Annotated in this window: 15 protein-coding genes (1 of these 15 cut by a window edge); 3 read left to right on the forward strand and 12 right to left on the reverse strand. The window is 59.3% G+C overall.

The genetic code is table 11. The features are described from left to right. The 5 genes from LCH97_RS08810 to LCH97_RS08830 form a co-directional block, all read right to left on the reverse strand. On the reverse strand, positions 1-483 hold the 5' portion of the coding sequence (locus LCH97_RS08810) for a pirin family protein (protein WP_227301409.1). 363 nt of this gene lie to the left of the window's left edge; only the first 483 of its 846 coding nucleotides appear in the window; its start codon is at positions 481-483; the stop codon falls past the left edge of the window. A gap of 175 nt (positions 484-658) precedes the next feature. Continuing rightward, positions 659-2,071: an EAL and HDOD domain-containing protein gene (locus LCH97_RS08815; protein WP_227301410.1), complete on the reverse strand. Its 1,413-nt coding sequence runs from the start codon at positions 2,069-2,071 to the stop codon at positions 659-661. Positions 2,072-2,110: 39 nt separating this feature from the next. Beyond that, the gene (gene aroC / locus LCH97_RS08820) at positions 2,111-3,211 is read right to left on the reverse strand and encodes a chorismate synthase (RefSeq protein WP_227301411.1); all 1,101 of its coding nucleotides are present in this window, start codon (positions 3,209-3,211) and stop codon (positions 2,111-2,113) included. A 171-nt stretch (positions 3,212-3,382) separates the two neighbouring features. Further along, the gene (gene tdh, locus LCH97_RS08825) at positions 3,383-4,408 is read right to left on the reverse strand and encodes an L-threonine 3-dehydrogenase (protein ID WP_227301412.1); all 1,026 of its coding nucleotides are present in this window, start codon (positions 4,406-4,408) and stop codon (positions 3,383-3,385) included. Between the two features lie 137 nt (positions 4,409-4,545). Continuing rightward, positions 4,546-5,745, reverse strand: a complete 1,200-nt coding sequence (locus LCH97_RS08830) for a glycine C-acetyltransferase (RefSeq protein WP_227301413.1) — start codon at positions 5,743-5,745, stop codon at positions 4,546-4,548. A gap of 176 nt (positions 5,746-5,921) precedes the next feature. On the opposite strand from LCH97_RS08830, the gene LCH97_RS08835 reads away from it, so the two are divergent. Further along, positions 5,922-6,110, forward strand: a complete 189-nt coding sequence (locus LCH97_RS08835) for a hypothetical protein (RefSeq protein WP_227301414.1) — start codon at positions 5,922-5,924, stop codon at positions 6,108-6,110. Between the two features lie 48 nt (positions 6,111-6,158). On the opposite strand, the gene hemB is transcribed toward LCH97_RS08835, so the two are convergent. The 6 genes from hemB to grpE all read right to left on the reverse strand — a co-directional run bounded on the left by hemB (position 6,159) and on the right by grpE (position 13,122). Beyond that, positions 6,159-7,160 (reverse strand): porphobilinogen synthase, encoded by a 1,002-nt coding sequence (gene hemB / locus LCH97_RS08840; protein WP_147682830.1) that lies wholly within the window; start codon positions 7,158-7,160, stop codon positions 6,159-6,161. Between the two features lie 125 nt (positions 7,161-7,285). Then, positions 7,286-7,510, reverse strand: coding sequence for a hypothetical protein (locus tag LCH97_RS08845; RefSeq protein WP_227301415.1), 225 nt, complete (start codon positions 7,508-7,510; stop codon positions 7,286-7,288). Positions 7,511-7,579: 69 nt separating this feature from the next. After that, positions 7,580-9,070 (reverse strand): sodium:alanine symporter family protein, encoded by a 1,491-nt coding sequence (locus LCH97_RS08850; protein ID WP_227301416.1) that lies wholly within the window; start codon positions 9,068-9,070, stop codon positions 7,580-7,582. A 264-nt stretch (positions 9,071-9,334) separates the two neighbouring features. Further along, positions 9,335-10,456: a molecular chaperone DnaJ gene (gene dnaJ / locus LCH97_RS08855; RefSeq protein WP_227301417.1), complete on the reverse strand. Its 1,122-nt coding sequence runs from the start codon at positions 10,454-10,456 to the stop codon at positions 9,335-9,337. 98 nt (positions 10,457-10,554) lie between these two features. Beyond that, complete coding sequence (gene dnaK, locus LCH97_RS08860; protein ID WP_017508096.1) at positions 10,555-12,465, reverse strand: molecular chaperone DnaK; 1,911 nt, start codon at positions 12,463-12,465, stop codon at positions 10,555-10,557. 126 nt (positions 12,466-12,591) lie between these two features. After that, positions 12,592-13,122: a nucleotide exchange factor GrpE gene (gene grpE / locus LCH97_RS08865; protein ID WP_017508097.1), complete on the reverse strand. Its 531-nt coding sequence runs from the start codon at positions 13,120-13,122 to the stop codon at positions 12,592-12,594. Positions 13,123-13,175: 53 nt separating this feature from the next. Between grpE and LCH97_RS08870 the strand changes: the two genes are divergently transcribed. Together LCH97_RS08870 and aceA are read left to right on the forward strand one after the other, a co-directional pair. Further along, positions 13,176-13,352, forward strand: coding sequence for a hypothetical protein (locus tag LCH97_RS08870; protein WP_227301418.1), 177 nt, complete (start codon positions 13,176-13,178; stop codon positions 13,350-13,352). A gap of 187 nt (positions 13,353-13,539) precedes the next feature. Then, a complete protein-coding gene (gene aceA / locus LCH97_RS08875; protein ID WP_227301419.1) occupies positions 13,540-14,838 on the forward strand; it encodes an isocitrate lyase in 1,299 nt (432 codons plus the stop codon). A 197-nt stretch (positions 14,839-15,035) separates the two neighbouring features. Here aceA and LCH97_RS08880 read toward each other — a convergent pair whose 3' ends face one another. After that, on the reverse strand, positions 15,036-16,430 hold the full coding sequence (locus LCH97_RS08880) for an amino acid permease (protein WP_227301420.1): 1,395 nt from the start codon (positions 16,428-16,430) through the stop codon (positions 15,036-15,038). Positions 16,431-16,824 lie beyond the last annotated feature (394 nt).

A 16,824-nucleotide genomic window follows, 5' to 3' on the forward strand; every position in this document is an offset into this window, starting at 1 on the left:
GGCGATGACCTTGACGCTAATATCATTCTCGAGCTGCAGCAGCGGAATGTTGGCCGCAGGAATGTCCTGATAAGCGGCTGGAATCATCTTGCGTGCGCCAGGCAGGTTGATCCACAGCTGAAAGCCGTGCATCAGGCCTTCTTCCTGTTCCGGCATTTCGGAATGGATCACCCCGCGCCCGGCTGTCATCCATTGCACGCCACCAGGCCCGAGCAGGCCTTCATTACCGCCGCTGTCGCGGTGACGCATACGGCCTGCCAGCATATAGGTAACCGTTTCGAAGCCGCGATGCGGGTGCGGCGGGAAACCGGCAATGTAATCGCCCGGGTTATCGGAGCGGAACTCGTCCAGCATCAGAAACGGGTCTAGCCGGCGCTGAAGGTCTTGCGTGAGCACGCGCTTGAGCTTGACACCCGCGCCGTCGGACGTATCGCTACCTTGCACCAGACGCTCTACCTGGCGGGATTGGAATACCTTGCTCATCACTGCCTCCTTGCTTGATTGCTGATAGCGACAATATACAAACATGGCCATGCTGATAAAAGATTAAAAAACTGCCGAGGCCTTTCAAATATTCCGAGCAAGCCAGCTACCTGCGGCCAATATGAAAAAACACCGCACATGGCGGTGTTTGCTGTCACTGTCTGGCGCGGCAGACTCAGTCCGCGTTTTGCCCCAGAATTTCCTGCGCCCAGACCATGGCGTCCAGATGAATGCGGTTTACGTCCTCCGCATCCAGCTTGAGCATGCGCGCCAGCGTGGTCATGCGCTCGTGGTTGTCTTGCTCGGCCGAAATCGCCAGTGCCAGGTACGGTGCAAACAGGCCATGTTGATTGAGCAGCGCATCGATCACGGTAGGCGGCAGCTCCAGCGGCGACAGCGCATCGTTCAGCTCGACCTGCATCAGCGAATCCAGCAGCGAGAACATGCCGGTAAGGAACAGGTGCTCGCACTCCAGCTTGTGGTTGCCGCCCTTTTGCCCCAACGCTTCCATAAAGCGCGCGCGGAACAGCGAGCGCTCCAGCAGTGCCAGCGAGCGGCCATCCTCGCTCTTGCGCGAGGTAAACAGCAGCATGGTCAGCCATTTGAACAAAGACTCGCGCCCCAGCAGCATGAGCGACTCTTCGATGGTCATGACCTTGCGCGACAGGCCATTCATCGGCGAGTTGATAAAGCGCAGCAGCTTGAATAGCAGCACCGAGTCCAGCTTGAACTGTGCGTCGATCTCGCGGCTTTCGGCACCGGCGCGCAAGAGGCGCATGATTTCCAGCACGCGCATCTGGCTGGCGTCGGCCTTGGCGTTGGGCACCGGGTGGAAGTTGGTAAGGAAGCTGCCCTGGTACAGCGCAAAGCGCTTGGCCGCGCCCGGCGTTTTCACGCACACGTCAAACTCTTCTGCCGAGCCGATATTGCGTGCGTACCAACGCGCCGCCGGGTACTTGCCTGGCAGCTGGTCCATAAAGGGGGCCAGCACTTCGTCGGCCGGGGCGGCAAAGTCCATGATCAGCACATCCATGCGCGACAGCATATCGTCCTGCAGCGGCGGCGGCAGCACGCTATGGCCAAATAGTGCCGGCTCGATAGCAAAACGGCGGCCGGCCGCGCGATGCGCGTCGATCTTGCTGATGGTATCGACAGTAACCGGTTCGTCCATGGCCGGGTTCAGCACAAAAATCACCCGCTCGGCAGGAAAGCCTTCCAGTGCCGGGTCGCCCAGAGAAATGGTAGAGATATGCACCAGCGCACGGCGGAAAGCCAGCAGGCGGAACACGTCCATATTGATGAGCGTGCTGATCATCAGCCGGTCGAACTGCGACCACTGGCTAGCGCTGGATTCGCGGCGCTTCACCGCATCACGCACCATGAACTCGTAGGCCACCACGCGCAGCTGCATATCGTGCAGCGGCTGGTGCGTGACAAAGCCCAGGGTATGCGGCAGCACCGGTGCCGGCTCTGCCGCCGCCTGGCCGGCCGGGGTCGCCTTGCCTGCCCCCGGCACGGCGCCGGGCTCGTTGGCCGCAAGCGGTGTGTCTTCTTTGCGGGACAGCTTGTCAAACAGGTTTTTGAACATGGTCAGGCGTCCATCATGGTGCGATAGGTTAATGTCAATTTAGCCGATGCTGCCGGGGATGCGCGGTGTATCCACCCGCACGTCACCACACTGCGCACGATGGCGTAGCGCATGGTCAATCAGCACCAGCGCCAGCATTGCCTCGGCAATAGGCGTGGCGCGAATGCCTACACACGGATCGTGGCGGCCATGGGTTTCTACCGTGATGGCTTCACCGGCCTTGTTGATGCTGCGGCGCGGCTGGGCAATGGACGAAGTCGGCTTGATCGCCATGGAGACTTCGATCTGCTGGCCGGTAGAGATGCCCCCCAGAATGCCGCCCGCGTGGTTACTGGCAAAGCCTTCGGGGGTAAGCTCGTCGCCGTGCTCGCTGCCGCGCTGGGTAACGCAGCCAAAACCGGCGCCGATTTCTACGCCTTTCACAGCGTTGATGTTCATCATGGCGTAGGCGATGTCGGCGTCCAGGCGGTCGTATACCGGCTCGCCCCAGCCTACCGGCACATTATCGGCCACCACGCGCAGGCGGGCGCCGACCGAGTCCAGGCTCTTGCGGATGCTGTCCATATACGCTTCCAGCTGCGGCACCACGCTGTCATCCGCGGCAAAGAACGGGTTGCTATCGACCAGATCCCAGCTTTTGAACGGGATGGCGACGTCGCCGATCTGCGTCATATGGCCACGGATAACGATGCCGAACTGCTCTTTCAGCCACTTCTTGGCGATGGCACCGGCGGCCACGCGCACCGCGGTTTCACGGGCGGAAGAGCGGCCACCGCCACGCGGGTCGCGAATGCCGTACTTGTGCCAGTAGGTGTAGTCGGCGTGGCCGGGGCGGAAGGTGTCGGCGATATTGCCGTAGTCCTTGCTGCGCTGGTCTGTGTTGCGAATCAGCAGGGCGATGGGTGTACCGGTGGTTTTGCCTTCGTATACGCCGGACAGTATCTCGACAGCGTCCGGCTCGCGGCGCTGGGTCACGTGGCGGCTGGTGCCTGGTTTGCGGCGGTCCAGCTCAAGCTGGATATCCGCTTCGGTCAGGGCCAGCCCCGGCGGGCAGCCATCCACAATGCAGCCGATTCCCGGGCCGTGGCTCTCGCCAAAAGAGGTAACAGTAAACAGCAAACCCATGCTATTGCCAGACATCGCTTTATCCCTGAATTCTTGTGTGATCTCACGCGATTCTAGCATGGCTGGCTAGCGTTCGAGCGCCCGCCCTGCCGCTGGCAGGCAGAAGGTTGGCCGCAGCATACCGGCAAAACAAAACCCGGCCGCAGCCGGGTTCGATAAGCCATGCACGAGGTATCGTGCCCGTGCTTACTGCCAGTCCAGAATCACCTTGCCGCTCTGGCCGGACAGCATGGCGGCAAAGCCGGCCTCGAAGTCGTCCACCTTGAAATGGTGGGTCACAATCGGGGTGATATCCAGCCCGGACTGGATCAGCGCCACCATCTTGTACCAGGTTTCGAACATTTCGCGGCCGTAGATGCCCTTGATCTCCAGCCCTTTGAAGATGACCTGGTTCCAGTCGATGGAAGTGTTAGCAGGCGGAATACCCAGCAAGGCAACTTTGCCGCCGTGGTTCATCACATCCAGCATCTGGCGGAAGGCGTGCGGGTTGCCGGACATTTCCAGGCCCACGTCGAAGCCTTCAGTCATGTGCAGCTCCTGCATCACGGCTTTCAGGTCTTCGCGGCCAACGTTCACGGCGCGGGTGGCGCCCATCTGGCGCGCCAGGTCCAGGCGGTAGTCGTTGACGTCGGTAATCACCACATGGCGGGCGCCCACGTGCTTGGCGATAGCCACCGCCATGATGCCGATCGGGCCTGCGCCGGTAATCAGTACGTCCTCGCCCACCAAATTGAAGCTCAGTGCGGTGTGCACGGCATTGCCGAACGGGTCGAAGATGGAGGCCAGGTCGTCGGAAATGTCATCCGGAATCGGGAAGGCGTTGAACGCCGGAATCACCAGGTATTCGGCAAACGCGCCTTCGCGGTTCACGCCCACACCGGTGGTATTGCGGCACAGGTGGCGGCGGCCGGCGCGGCAGTTACGGCAGTAACCGCAGGTGATGTGGCCTTCGCCGGATACGCGCTGGCCAATGGTAAAGCCCTGCACTTCCGAGCCCATGCCGGCCACCACGCCCACGTACTCGTGGCCTACGTGCATCGGCACCGGGATGGTTTTCTGTGCCCAGTCGTCCCAGTTCCAGATATGGATGTCGGTACCGCAAATGGCGGTTTTGGTGATCTTGATCAGCAGGTCGTTATGGCCCACTTCCGGCATTGGTACATCGGTCATGCTCAGGCCGGGTGCGGCCTGCAGTTTGGCGAGTGCTTTCATGCAATTACTCCTGTGTTTTGCCACGGAACCACACGGAACCACACGGACAAGCTAGCCCGCCAGCCGCAGCGTAATGGGGTAGCGGCAAGGCAGTGTCCGGTGTGTTTTCGTGTCTTTCGTGGCAAAGAATCATTTGGTCAAATCACGCCCAGTTTGCGGCCAACCTTGATGAAGGCGGCTACGGTGTGCTGCACCTGCTCCAGCGTGTGGCCGGCGGACATCTGGGTACGGATGCGCGCCTTGCCCTTGGGCACTACCGGGTAGGAGAAGCCGGTGACAAACACGCCTTCGTCCAGCAGGGCCGCAGCCATATCGCCCGCCAGTTTGGCATCGCCCAGCATCACCGGAATGATGGGGTGCTGCCCCGGCACCAGGGTAAAGCCGGCGTCGCTCATGGCGCTGCGGAAGTAATCGGCATTACGTTTGAGGTTGGCACGCAGCGTGTCGCCCTCTTCGGTTTGCAGAATCTGCAGCACTTTCAGGCTGGCGGCGGTAATGGCTGGCGCCAGGGTGTTGGAAAACAGATAAGGGCGCGAGCGCTGGCGCAGCAGGTCTACGATAGGCTGGCGCGCCGATACATAACCGCCCGATGCCCCGCCCAGCGCCTTGCCCAGCGTACCGGTGTAGATATCCACACGGTCGGCCACGCCGCACAGCTCGGGGGTACCGGCACCGCTGTCACCGATAAAACCTACCGCGTGCGAGTCGTCCACCATCACGATGGCACCGTAGCGCTCGGCCACGTCGCACAGGGTTTTCAGGTCGGCGATGATGCCGTCCATGGAGAACACGCCGTCGGTCACCACCAGCTTGAAGCGCGCGCCAGCGGCGTCGGCAGCTTGCAGCTGGGCTTCCAGGTCGGCCATATCGTTATTCTTGTAACGGAAGCGCTTGGCTTTGCACAGGCGCACGCCATCAATGATGGAGGCGTGGTTCAGCTCGTCCGAGATCACCGCGTCTTCTTCGGTGAGCAGGGTTTCGAATACACCACCGTTAGCGTCGAAGCAGCTGGAGTACAGGATGGTGTCGTCGGTGCCCAGAAAGCCGGAAATCGCCGCTTCCAGGTCTTTGTGCACCTGCTGGGTACCGCAGATAAAGCGTACCGAGGCACAGCCGTAACCGTAGTCGTCCAGGCCCTGCTTGGCCGCGGCAATCAGGCGCGCGTCGTCGGCCAGGCCCAGGTAGTTGTTGGCGCAGAAGTTCAGCACATCACGGCCACCGCTCAGGGTGATGCCGGCGCGTTGCGGGGTAGCAATCACGCGCTCCGGTTTTTCAAAACCGTCAGCACGGATATGCGCCAGCGTGGCTTGCAGATGGGCGAGGTAGGTATGGTTCATGGGCTATCCCTGTGGTGTGGCAGGTGCCGTACTGCGGCACGGCTGCAATGTTTCTGTCACCATTCTAGACCCCTGCCCGCCACATTATCAGGGACAGTTTCGCGCGATTTTCCGGGGGTGAGTGTTACCGTGCCGTGCGACAATAGCCAGCCCCTGACTACCCTGCCCGTTCTGCCGTGAGCCAGCCTGCCACTCCCCCACAATGCCGCCACTGCCAGCACTATTACATTACGCACGATGCGCGCTTTCCTTACGGCTGCCGTGCCATGCAGATCAAGAGCAAGCGCTCGCCGGTACTGGATGTACAGGAAGCGACCGGCCGCCAGTGCGTGATGTTTGTGGCCAAGCCGGCGCGCCAGCCATAAAAAATGCGGCCAAGGTTGGCCGCATTGCAAAGAAATCAGGGCGGGGGTTTAGCCGCGGCGGATTACCCGTGCCGCGTCCAGTGCGTAATAGGTCAGGATACCGTCAGCCCCCGCGCGCTTGAACGCCAGCAGGCTTTCCATCATGCATTTTTCTTCATTCAGCCAGCCGTTTTGCACTGCCGCCTTCAGCATGGCGTACTCGCCGGACACCTGATAGGCGTAGGTAGGTACCTTGAAGGTGTCCTTGATACGGCGGATCACGTCCAGGTAAGGCATGCCCGGTTTGATCATCACCATGTCCGCGCCTTCTTCCAGATCCATCGCCACTTCGTACAGCGCCTCGTCCAGGTTGGCCGGGTCCATCTGATAGGTGTACTTGTCGGCGCTGCCCAGGTTGGCCGCCGAGCCTACCGCATCGCGGAACGGGCCATAGAAAGCCGACGCGTATTTGGCGCTGTAAGCCAGAATCTTGGTGTGGATAAAGCCTTCGTCTTCCAGCGCGCTGCGGATCGCGCCGATGCGGCCGTCCATCATGTCGGACGGGCCCAGTACGTCGGCACCGGCGGCAGCGTGGCATAGCGCCTGCTGCACCAGGATTTCGGTGGTCTCATCGTTCAGCACGTAGCCACTATCGTCCAGCAAGCCATCCTGGCCGTGCACGGTGTACGGGTCCAGCGCCAGGTCGGTCATGATGCCCAGCTGCGGGAAGCGTGCTTTCAGCGCCCGCACCACGGTAGGGACCAAGCCATCCGGGTTGTAAGCTTCCTCGCCGGAGTTGTCCTTGCCGGTTTCGATCACCGGGAAGATGGACAGCATCGGAATACCCAGCGCCACCGCTTCGGCAGCCGTGTCCAGCAGTTTGTCCAGGCTCTGGCGCTTCACGCCTGGCATGGACGCTACTTCTTCCTCGCGGCCCTCGCCTTCCAGCACGAATACCGGGTAGATCAGGTCATTGGTGGTCAGCACATTTTCACGCATCAGGCGGCGGGAAAAATCATCACGGCGCATGCGGCGCAGGCGGGTAGCAGGAAAGTAACGGTTGGCAAACATGGGTATCTCTCGGCAGGTGTAGTGAGAACGGGCATGAAGATAGCAAAGCTCAGACCGCGCAGACAGCACTAGTTCAATAAGATTTGCGGCAAAACAAGTTAGCCGCCATGCGGCCAACCCTGCGCCTAGCGCTGTTCTGGCGGCGTCTCTTCTGCGCTGGGGGCGGTGTCACCTGGGCAGCGGTAGGCGCTACCATCCTTGCTGGAAGGCGCGTAGGTACCGGGGATGACGCCAGGCGGCAGCTTGCCGTCGCCACTTTTTTTCGACATGCGCGCCAGCGTGGCGATAACGGTGCCCACCGGGGCAACGATGATCAGTACCCAGAACCAGGTTTCGTGCAGCAGATTCATGGTGTGTCCGCAATGAAAAACGCCGGGGTAGCCCCGGCGTGTCAAGTTTGATTGGTAAGTCGAAGGATATCAGACCTTGTCGTATACCGGTTGGCCGCCATGCTGACGCTCGGCTTCCAGATTGTCTTCTGCCTGGTGGCCGGTCCAGTAGTCGGCATTCTTGATGCCCAGCTTCTCTGGATGGAACACCGGGTCCAGACCCTGCGCTTTTTGCGCTTCGTAATCGCGCAGCGCAATAAAGGCCGGTTTCTGCAGCAACAGGATGGCGGCAATGTTCATCCACGCCATCATGCCCACACCGATATCGCCCAGGCCCCAGGCCAGGTCAGCCGTTTTCACGGTGCCGTATACCACGGTAGCCATGATGCCTACTTTCAGTACCAGGGTCAGCCATGGGCGGTTTACCTTGCGGCTCAGGTAGGCGATGTTGGTTTCGGCAATGTAGTAGTAAGCGATGATGGTGGTGAAGGCAAAGAAGAACAGTGCCACCGCCACAAACACGCTACCAAAGCCCGGCATGATGTTTTCCATGGCGGTCTGCACATACCCAGGGCCTGCTGCCACACCGGCAATACCGGTGAACATGGCCTGACCATCCGGGCCTTGTACGTTGTACTGGCCGGTAATCAGCAGCATGAAGGCGGTAGCCGAGCATACGAACAGGGTATCGATGTAGACCGAGAACGCCTGCACCAGGCCTTGCTTGGCAGGGTGGGATACCGCAGCGGCAGACGAAGCGTGCGGGCCGGTACCCTGGCCAGCTTCGTTGGAATACACACCACGCTTCACGCCCCACTGGATCGCCAGACCCAGGATGGCGCCAAAGCCGGCATCCATACCGAAGGCACTCTTGAAGATCAGGCTCAGCACGTGTGGCAGCTGATCAATATGCAAGGCCACAATCACGCAGGCCACAATGATGTAGGCCAGTGCCATGAACGGCACCACGATCTCGGCAAACTTGGCGATACGCTTCACGCCGCCAAAGATGATGAAGCCCAACATCAGCGCCAGGATGGCTGCGGTGACATTAGGATCAATGCCCAAGGCTTTTTCCAGACCGGCACCAATGGAGTTGGACTGGGTACCCGGCAGCAGCACGCCGCAGGCAAAGATGGTTGCAATCGCAAACACGATGGCAAACGGCTTCATACCCAGGCCTTTTTCAATGTAGAAAGCCGGGCCGCCACGGTACTCGCCATTGATCTTCTCTTTGTAGATCTGGCCGAGGGTGGATTCGACAAACGCCGAGCTGGCGCCCAGGAAGGCTACCATCCACATCCAGAAGATGGCGCCGGGGCCACCAAAGGTGATGGCTGTGGCCACACCGGCAATGTTGCCGGTACCCACACGGCCAGCCAGGGTCATGGCCAGCGCCTGGAACGACGATACGCCGCTGCTATCGCTTTTGCCGTCAAACATCAGGCGGATCATTTCGCCAAAATGGCGTACTTGCGCGAAACGGCTACGGATAGAGAAATACAGGCCAACGCCAAGGCAAAGGAAAATCAGCCCTTTGCTCCAGATCCAGCCGTTCAGAAAATCGACTAACTCCTGCATGTTTGCTCCTTTGATGTCAGGTATTTGCTTTCCCACAAAGCCGGTAGCCTGGTCGGGGCTACCGCATCGCGCAGGTCGTTGTCGCCCGCTTTGCGAAGCCGCAACCATACTGAAACAAAACCTGTAGAGCTAGACGCCTGGATACATTAACCATTATTTGTCAGACAATCGCCGCCACGCGCACGATGATTGCCGGAAAATAAAAAAACGCACCGCGGGTAAACCCTGGCGGTGCGTCCTGGCTACAACAATATTTCGATAAGCTTAACCGAAGAAATCCTTCAGCTTGTCGACAAACGACTTGGCACGCGGGGTGTGGGTAGCCACATCACCCTGGCTGATCGCCTCGAATTCGCGCAGCAGCTCGCGCTGGCGCTCGGTCAGGTTCACCGGGGTTTCCACCACCACGTGGCACATCAGGTCGCCAATGTCGGCGCCACGCACCGATTTCACGCCCTTGCCACGCACGCGGTAAACGCGGCCGCTCTGCGTTTCGGCAGCGATCTTCACCTTCACCATGCCGTCCAGCGTCGGGATTTCCACCTCGCCACCCAGCGCGGCTACGGTAAAGCTGATCGGCATTTCGCAGTGCAGGTCTTTGCCATCGCGCTCGAACACGCTGTGCTTCTTGACGTGCACGACCACGAACAAATCGCCGGACGGGCCGCCGTTCTGGCCCGGCTCACCCTCGCCGGACAGGCGGATGCGGTCACCCTCATCCACACCAGCAGGAATCTTCACGTTCAGCGTCTTGTGCGTCTTCACCTGGCCGGCACCGTGGCACTTGTGGCACGGGTCGGTAATCTGCTTGCCGCTGCCATGGCAGGTAGGGCAGGTTTGCTGGATGGAGAAGAAGCCCTGGCTCATGCGTACCTGGCCGTGGCCACCGCAGGTGGTACACGTTTTCGGTTGGGTGCCTGGTTTGGCGCCGCTGCCGTGGCACACGTCGCAGCTTTCATGCGACGGGATGCGGATCTGCTTTTCGCAGCCGCGCGCGGCTTCTTCCAGCGTGATTTCCATGTTGTAACGCAGGTCGGAGCCACGGTACACATTGCTGCGCCCGCCACGGCCACCACCGCCGCCACCAAAGATATCGCTGAAAATATCGCCGAAATCAAAGCCGCCAAAGCCCTGGCCGCCACCGCCCATACCGGCTTGCGGGTCCACGCCGGCGTGGCCGTACTGGTCGTAGGCGGCACGCTTTTGCGGGTCGGACAAGATCTCGTAGGCTTCCTTGCCTTCCTTGAACTTGTCTTCTGCTTCCTTGCTGTCCGGGTTACGGTCCGGGTGGTACTTCATCGCCAGCTTGCGATAGGCCTTCTTGATGTCGTCGTCCGACGCATCGCGATTGACGCCCAGTACCTCGTAGAAATCCTTTTTCGCCATGCTGTCTCACCTCGCGCCAACCATCAGGGTTGGCCGCATATCATGGAAAAGGCACAGCGCCCCCGAAAGGGCCTGTGCCTTGCCGTTATCGCAGAAGCTTACTTCTTCACTTCTTCGAATTCGGCGTCAACCACGTTGCCGTCGTCTTTCTTGCCGTCAGCCTGTGGCTCGGCAGTGGCGCCTTCGGCACCCTTGTCGGCGTACATGTGCTCGGCCAGTTTGTGCGAGGCAGTCATCAGCGCCTGAACCTTGGCGTCGATGGCTTCTTTGTCGTCACCACCGATCACTTCTTCGGCTTCTTTCAGCGCGGCTTCGATCGCGGCTTTTTCGTCAGCAGAGATCTTGTCGCCGTACTCGGTCAGCGATTTTTTCACGCTGTGAATCAGGCCTTCACCCTGGTTGCGGGCTTGTACCAGTTCGGACAGTTTCTTGTCTTCTTCGGCGTTCAGCTCGGCGTCACGCACCATTTGCTGGATTTCGTCTTCGGACAGGCCGGACGAAGCCTGGATGGTGATGTTGGCTTGCTTGCCGGTAGCCTTGTCTTTGGCAGACACGTGCAGGATACCGTTGGCGTCGATGTTGAATTCCACTTCGATCTGCGGTACGCCACGCGGTGCCGGCGGGATATCACCCAGGTTGAACTGGCCCAGCGACTTGTTGGCCGCAGCTTTTTCACGCTCGCCTTGCAGCACGTGGATGGTTACCGCGGTCTGGTTGTCGGCTGCAGTGGAGAACACTTGCGACGCTTTGGTCGGGATGGTGGTGTTCTTCTGGATCAGCTTGGTCAGGATGCCGCCCATGGTTTCGATACCCAGCGACAGCGGGGTCACGTCCAGCAGCAGTACGTCTTTGCGGTCGCCCGACAGGACGGAACCCTGAATGGCGGCGCCTACAGCGACGGCTTCGTCCGGGTTCACGTCACGGCGTGGCTCTTTACCGAAGAAGGCTTTTACGGCTTCCTGTACTTTCGGCATACGGGTCTGACCGCCCACCAGAATCACGTCGGTGATGTCAGCCAGCGACACGCCAGCGTCTTTCAGCGCTACCTTGCACGGCTCGATGGAGCGCTGTACCAGGTCTTCTACCAGGCTTTCGAACTTGGCGCGGGTGATTTTCATCGCCAGGTGTTTCGGGCCGGTAGCGTCCATGGTGATATACGGCAGGTTCACTTCGGTCTGGGTGGCGGACGACAGTTCGATCTTGGCTTTTTCAGCGGCTTCTTTCAGGCGCTGCAGGGCCATCACGTCGTTCTTCAGGTCAACGCCTTGCTCTTTCTTGAACTCGGTAACGATGTAGTCGATCACGCGCTGGTCGAAGTCTTCGCCGCCCAGGAAGGTGTCACCGTTGGTAGCCAGCACTTCGAACTGGTGCTCGCCGTCTACGTCGGCGATTTCAATGATGGAAATATCGAAGGTACCACCGCCCAGATCGTATACGGCGATCTTGCGGTCACCTTCTTGCTTGGCCAGGCCAAAAGCCAGGGCTGCAGCAGTCGGTTCGTTGATGATGCGCTTTACGTCCAGGCCGGCAATACGGCCTGCATCTTTGGTGGCCTGACGCTGGCTGTCGTTGAAGTAAGCCGGTACGGTAATCACGGCTTCGGTGACTTCTTCGCCCAGGTAGTCTTCGGCGGCCTTTTTCATCTTGCGCAGCACTTCTGCGGAGATCTGCGGCGGGGCCAGTTCCTGGTCGCGTACTTTCACCCAGGCATCGCCGTTTTTGGCGCGCATGATCTCGAAAGGCATCATATCGATGTCTTTCTGTACTTCTTTGTCTTCAAAACGATGGCCAATCAGGCGCTTCACCGCGTACAGGGTGTTTTTCGGGTTGGTCACGGCCTGACGCTTGGCCGGTGCACCTACCAGGATCTCGCCGTCTTCCATGTAAGCAATGATGGAAGGGGTGGTACGTGCGCCTTCGGCGTTCTCGATTACTTTCGGGTTGCCGCCTTCGATTACGGCCACGCAGGAGTTGGTTGTACCCAGGTCAATACCGATAATTTTGCCCATGACTGGCTATTCCTTTCGTCAAACTTTGTCTCTTAAACCGCCGCAGTGTTGGCCGCAGCGGCCTGTTGTTCTGTCAGATATTGGCTATCGCCACAATTTCAAGAGGGACTCAAACCACGCTGGCCTTCAGGCTTTGGGCTTGGCTACCACCACCATGGCCGGGCGCAGTACGCGGTCGGCAATCAGGTAGCCTTTTTGCATGACACGCACCACGGTGTTGGCTTCGGCTTCCGATTCTTCGGTGCTGATGGCCTGGTGTTTGTGCGGGTCCAGCTTTTCACCCAGCGGGCTGATCTCGGTGATCTGGCCTTTCTCGAAAGCGGCGCTCAGCTGCTTCAGGGTCAGGTCCACACCAAATTTGAGTGTTTCAAACTGGCCGGACTGATCCAAAAGTGCCATTTCCAGGCTGTCTTTTACCGCCAGCAGTTCGGAGGCGAACTTCTGCGCGGCAAACTTCTGGGCGTTCACGACATCATCCGCGGCACGGCGGCGAACGTTTTCGGTTTCGGCCCGTGCACGCAGATACTGTTCTTTCAGTTCTGCAACTTCGGCTTCCAGTGCAGCGACGCGGGTTTCTGCGGTATCCGCCGCGTTTTCATTCGGGGTCTGCCCCTGATCAAGCACTTCTTCTGCTTGGCTATTCTGATTTTCCTGCATGACGCTTCCATTTGGCTGAAGTCAAAAAGACCTTTTCCAGATAGGGGCATCGTGTGGAATTTCAAGCCCCCGGAAACAGGCTTTTCCATGTGCGCTTGTTTGCCATTCTTTTCGCAAGTGCACAAAAACAAGCGTTCGAATCGGTTCGTTTGCGTGCACGTTTGTTACCAATTGAAAACAAAGGATTTTTTTTTGCTGCACTGCACACTTTCCGATTTTTTTATGCTTAAATGTTTCCACAACAGCGCTACTGCACGGCCCGCCAGCCCCTTATCCGGGGCGGTTTCCGGCAGCCAAAGCCACCCCCAAACCAGGTGGCGACAAGACGCATAAAGGCCGGAACACCGGCCCGCATCAACAGAAACTGGGAGTGCCGGCTTACCGGCAAAACGAAACTATCAAAGTGAAGGGTTTACCATGACTACTCGCGAACAACGCATCGCCGCCATTCAACACGACTGGGATACCAATCCGCGCTGGAAAGGCATCAAACGCGGTTACACCGCTGCTGATGTAGAGCGTCTGCGCGGCTCGCTGCAAGTCGAGCACACCATTGCCCGTGCCGGCGCCGAGAAGCTGTGGAATCTGGTGAACAACGAGCCGTACATCAACTGTCTGGGCGCACTCACCGGCGGCCAGGCCATGCAACAAGTAAAAGCGGGCATCAAGGCCATCTACCTGTCCGGCTGGCAAGTTGCCGCTGACAACAACGAATACGCTGCCATGTACCCGGACCAGTCGCTGTACCCGGTTGACTCGGTACCGAAAGTGGTAGAGCGCATCAACAACGCCTTCACCCGTGCTGACGAAATCCAGCATTCCAAAGGCCTGGAAAAAGGCGATGCCGGTTACGTAGACTACTACGCTCCGATCGTAGCCGATGCCGAAGCCGGTTTCGGTGGCGTACTGAACGCCTACGAACTGATGAAAGCCATGATCCGTGCAGGCGCTTCCGGCGTGCACTTTGAAGATCAGCTGGCTTCCGTGAAAAAATGCGGCCACATGGGCGGCAAGGTACTGGTACCGACCCAGGAAGCCGTACAGAAACTGATCGCCGCCCGTATGGCTGCCGACGTATACGGCGTGCCTACCCTGGTGATCGCCCGTACTGACGCGGAAGCTGCCGACCTGCTGACCAGCGACTACGATGAAAACGACAAGCCATTCCTGACCGGCGAACGTACTGCCGAAGGCTTCTACAAGACCAAGAAAGGTCTGGAGCAAGCCATCAGCCGTGCCGTAGCCTACGCCGAGTACGCTGACCTGGTATGGTGCGAAACCGGTACCCCGGATCTGGAATTCGCCCGCCGCTTCGCCGAAGCCGTACACGCCAAACACCCGGGCAAGATGCTGGCTTACAACTGCTCGCCTTCCTTCAACTGGAAGAAAAACCTGGACGATGCCACCATCGCCAAGTTCCAGCGCGAGCTGGGCGCCATGGGCTACAAGTACCAGTTCATCACCCTAGCTGGCATCCACAACATGTGGTACAACATGTTCGATCTGGCACAAGACTACGTGGCGCGCGGCATGTCCGCCTACGTGGAGAAGGTACAGGAGCCGGAATTCGCTGCACGCGACCGTGGCTACACCTTCGTATCGCACCAGCAGGAAGTGGGCACCGGTTACTTCGACGACATCACCACCGTGATCCAGGGTGGCAAGTCCTCGGTTACCGCGCTGACCGGCTCTACCGAAGAAGAGCAGTTCCACTAAGCTTTACGACATCAAACGGCGACTCGACCCCGCCGTCTGCGTCAAAAACCCCCGTCCTGTGACGGGGGTTTTTCTTTTCAAGCCTGCGGCCAACTTGCGCTATCGGCAACGGTAAAGCGGTGCTGGCACAAGCCAAACAAAACCCCCGTTCGCTGACGGGGGTTTTACCTAAGCAGCTTACAACGCTTGCTTATGCATCAAGCTTTGTGCAGCAGCGAACGCTGGCGCGAATAGCCAAAGTACACCACCAGGCCAATCAGCAACCATACGGCAAAGCATACCCAGGTCAGCCAGGACAGCTGGCTCATCAGGAACACGCAGAACACAATGGCCAGCGCCGGTACGTAGGGCACGCCGGGGCAATGGAATTTGCGCGGCAGATTCGGCTCGCGCTTGCGCAGCACGATAATGGCCGCAGCAATCAGCGAGAACGCCGCCAGCGTGCCGATATTCACCAGCTCGGCCAGCGTACCCAGCGGCACAAAGCCGGCGATCAGCGCGATGATGCTACCGATCAGCCAGGTGGCCTTGTAAGGGGTACCGTATTTCGGGTGTACATCGCTGAAGATTTTCGGCAGCAGGCCATCACGCGACATGGCAAACAGGATGCGGGTCTGGCCGTAGGTCATCACCAGAATCACCGTCAGCATGCCCAGGATCGCGCCCAGGTCGACAAAGCCGGCGAACCAGTCCAGCTTGGCCACTTGCAGCGCCAGCGATACCGGGTGGTCAATACCCTTGAACTGCATATAAGGCACGATACCGGTCATGATGGCCGATACCACCACGTACAACAGCGAGCAGATACCCAGCGACCACAGCACGCCACGCGGAATATCCTTGTCCGGGTTTTTGACTTCTTCGGCGGCGCAGGTCACCGCATCAAACCCCAGAAAGCTGAAAAACACGATCGCCGCGCCATGGAACACGCCATCCATGCCGTAGGGCAACGCCGGGCTCCAGTTGGCCGGTTTCACATGCCAAACCGCCACGCCGATAAACACCAGCACCACCGCCACCTTGATCAGCACTACCACGTTGTTCACGCGTTTGGATTCTTTGATACCAAACGCCAGCAGTGCGGTCACCAGCATGGCAATAACAAACGCCGGCAGGTTGAAAACGGTATCTACCCCCGGGCGGGCACCCGCCGCTGCGGTCAACGCATCAGGCAGATGCACACCAAAGCCCGCCAGCAAGCTCTGGAAATAGCCAGACCAGCCCACCGATACCGCCGAAGACGCCAGCAGGTACTCCAGCATCAAATCCCAGCCGATAATCCACGCCACCAACTCGCCCAACGTGGCGTAGGCATAGGTATAGGTAGAACCGGACACCGGCAGCATGGCGGCAAACTCCGCGTAGCACAGCGCAGCGAAGCCGCAGGCGATGGCACCAATGATGAAAGACAGCACCAGCCCGGGGCCAGCCACTGTCGCACCGGTGCCGGTCAGCACGAAAATACCGGTGCCGATGATGGCGCCAATACCCAGCATGGTCAGGTCGAAAGCGGACAGCTCCTTGCGCAGCACCCCCGCGCCTTGCGATGCGGCCATCATCTGATGAACGTCTTTCTTGCGTAACAAACTCATTCTCTTGTCCCTGCCCGGCCAATGAAAACGCGCCCTCGTGGGGCGCGAAAACCGCCGGCTTTGTCAGTGTTGTTGTAGTGAACATGGCACCCGCCTGCGTTCAGGCTAGCGCGCAAGGGCGCGACTATGCCGCAGGGCCATCGGCACTTTCAAGCAGTCAGCGATGCACGCCACATTGGATACAGACTCCAATACACAACAAGTCACGCGATCTATGCCAAGTCATCGGCAAGGCAGGCAGGATTTCACCCTGATCCAGTATGAATGCAGCACAACCCTGTCTGTTTGGACAGGGTTGGCTATTTTGTTTCAATAAGTAGGGCTGAATGCTGGCAACGCCCATTACAAATCAGGACAATGCAATATACATGGCAGAAAAGACTTGGCAGCCCTA

It is taken from the genome of Vogesella sp. XCS3 (assembly GCF_020616155.1).
Taxonomy (GTDB): Bacteria; Pseudomonadota; Gammaproteobacteria; order Burkholderiales; family Chromobacteriaceae; genus Vogesella.